3 protein-coding genes are annotated in these 3002 nt (G+C 63.8%); all 3 read right to left on the bottom strand.

What is annotated here, in order from left to right; translation table 11 throughout:
- Positions 1-171: biotin carboxylase N-terminal domain-containing protein (locus tag EN935_RS29045; protein WP_164771409.1), on the bottom strand; the 171-nt coding region annotated here is incomplete at its 3' end.
- Positions 172-299: 128 nt separating this feature from the next.
- Positions 300-1907, bottom strand: coding sequence for a carboxyl transferase domain-containing protein (locus EN935_RS29050; protein WP_127373885.1), 1608 nt, complete (start codon positions 1905-1907; stop codon positions 300-302).
- A gap of 1 nt (position 1908) precedes the next feature.
- Positions 1909-3002, bottom strand: a 1094-nt coding sequence (locus EN935_RS29055; RefSeq protein WP_164771410.1) for an isovaleryl-CoA dehydrogenase, incomplete at its 5' end; no start/stop codon positions are given.

Genomic DNA, 3002 nt, shown 5'->3' on the forward strand with positions numbered 1-3002 from the left:
GCCAACGGGCGAGGCGCCGATATGCACCGCCTCGTCGGCCATCTCGACATGCAGGGATTTCGCGTCGGCATCCGAATAGACGGCAACGGTACGCACGCCCATCTTTCGAGCCGTGCGGATCACCCGACAGGCGATCTCGCCGCGATTGGCGATCAGGATTTTGGCGAACATGGAGCCTCCCTAGCCACAGTTTGCTTGGAGCGACGCAGACGTTCCTTTGCGCCCCCAATGCTTGGCAGTCCGGCCCTTGGTGTCGGCCTCTCCCTTACCAAGGGAGTGCTCTACGGATGATCCGGTCATCACATCCGAAACACGCCGAAGCGCGTCTCCTCGATTTCGGCGTTGAGCGCGGCGGACAGGCTGAGCGCCAGCACGTCGCGCGTTTTCGCCGGGTCGATGATGCCGTCGTCCCAAAGGCGTGCGGACGAGTAGAGGGGATGGCCCTCATGCTCATATTTCATCAGGATCGGCTTCTTGAATTTCGCCTCTTCCTCGGCGCTCCATTCCCCGCCTTTGCGCTCGATGCCTTCGCGCTTGACCATGGCGAGCACGGTTGCCGCCTGTTCGCCGCCCATCACCGAGATGCGGGCATTCGGCCACATCCACAGGAAGCGGGGCGAGTAGGCGCGGCCGCACATGCCGTAATTGCCGGCGCCGAACGAGCCGCCAATGATCATGGTCACCTTCGGCACCTTCGCGGTAGCGACCGCCATCACCAGCTTGGCGCCGTCCTTGGCGATGCCGCCCGCCTCGTATTTCCTGCCGACCATGAAGCCGGTGATGTTCTGCAGGAAGACCAGCGGGATCTTGCGCTGGCAGCAGAGCTCGATGAAGTGCGCGCCCTTCAGCGCGCTTTCGGAAAACAGCACGCCATTGTTGGCGATGATGCCGACCGGCATGCCGTGCAGATGGGCAAATCCGGTGATCAGCGTGGTGCCGTAGTTCTGCTTGAACTCATCGAACTCGGAACCGTCGACGATGCGCGCAATCACCTCGCGCACGTCGTAGGGCTGGCGCAGGTCGGTCGGCACGATGCCATAGAGTTCATCCGCCGGATGAAGCGGCGGAATCGCTCTCCTAGAGTTCAGGCTTACAGTCTTGTTCCGATTCAGGTTTTTGACGATGCGGCGGCAGATGGCGAGCGCATGGTCGTCGTCCAGCGCATAGTGGTCGGCAACGCCGGAGAGCCTGGTGTGCACATCGGCGCCGCCGAGGTCCTCGGCGCTGACGTCCTCGCCGGTGGCCGCCTTCACCAGCGGCGGGCCGCCGAGGAAGATGGTCGCCTGGTTGCGCACCATGATCGTTTCGTCCGACATCGCCGGCACATAGGCGCCACCCGCCGTGCACGAACCCATGACGCAGGCGATCTGCGGGACACCGGCCGCCGACATGTTGGCCTGGTTGTAGAAGATGCGGCCGAAATGCTCGCGATCGGGAAACACCTCGTCCTGGTTGGGCAGGTTGGCGCCGCCGCTGTCGACGAGGTAGATGCAGGGCAAATTGTTCTGCAGGGCGATCTCCTGCGCCCGCAGATGCTTCTTCACCGTCAGCGGATAATAGGTGCCGCCCTTCACTGTGGCATCGTTGACGACGACCATCACCTCGATGCCTTCGACGCGGCCGACGCCGGCGATCATGCCGGCCGACGAAATCTCCTCGCCATACATCGACCATGCGGCGAACTGGCCGATCTCAAGGAAGGGTGAGCCGACATCCAGCAATTGCGCGAGGCGCTCGCGCGGCAGGAGCTTGCCACGGGAAGCGTGGCGCTCACGCGCTTCCTCCGAACCACCGCGCTCGACGGTGGCAGCCTTCTCCGCAATGTCGGCGACCAGCGCCCGCATGCGCTCGGCATTGGCACGGAAGCTTTCGGAGGAGGGCGAGATCTGGGTTTGCAGCGTTGCCATGCTATACCCCCTCCGCCATGATTTCCCGCCCAATCAGCCAGCGGCGGATTTCGCTGGTGCCGGCGCCGATCTCGTAGAGCTTGGCGTCGCGCAAAAGGCGGCCGGTCGGATAGTCGTTGATGTAGCCATTGCCGCCAAGCAGCTGGATGGCGTCGAGCGCCATCAGCGTCGCCTTCTCGGCGGCAAACAGCACACAGCCGGCGGCATCCTTGCGCGTCGTCTGGCCGCGGTCGCAAGCGGCGGCGACAGCATAGACGTAAGCGCGCGCGGCATTCATCGTCGTGTACATGTCAGCCAGTTTGCCTTGCACCAGCTGGAACTCGCCGATCGCCTGGCCGAACTGCTTACGCTCATGCACATAGGGGATTGCAACGTCGAGGCACGCCGCCATCAGGCCGATCGGGCCGCCGGCAAGCACCGTGCGCTCATAGTCGAGGCCCGACATCAGCACCTCGACGCCGCGTCCTTCCTCATGCAGCACATTGTCGAAGGGCACCTCGACATCCCTAAACACCAGTTCGCTGGTGCTGGAGCCGCGCATGCCGAGCTTGTCGAGCTTTTGCGCCACGGAAAACCCGGCCATTGCCTTCTCGACGATGAAAGCGGTGATGCCGCGTGATTTCCGGTCCGGATCGGTCTTGGCATAGACGACCAGCGTCTCGGCATCCGGCCCGTTGGTGATCCACATCTTGGTGCCGTTGAGCACATAGCGGTCGTTGCGCTTTTCGGCGCGCAGCTTGAGCGAGACGACGTCCGAGCCGGCGCCGGATTCCGACATCGCCAGCGCGCCGACACGCTCGCCCGAGCACAGTGGCGGCAGGAATTTTTCCTTCTGCGCCGTCGTCGCCCAGCGGTTGATCTGGTTGACGCAGAGGTTGGAATGGGCGCCGTAGGAGAGGCCGACCGAGGCCGAAGCGCGGGAAATCTCTTCGACGGCGATCACATGCGCAAGATAACCCATGCCGCTGCCGCCGAAATCGGGGTCGGCGGTGATGCCAAGCAAGCCGAGTGCGCCGAGTTCGCCCCACAGATGCGCCGGGAATTCGTTCGAGCGATCGATGTCGGCGGCGATCGGCGCGATGCGATCCTGGGCGA

The organism is Mesorhizobium sp. M7D.F.Ca.US.004.03.1.1 (assembly GCF_003998635.1).
Lineage (GTDB): Bacteria > Pseudomonadota > Alphaproteobacteria > Rhizobiales > Rhizobiaceae > Mesorhizobium > Mesorhizobium loti.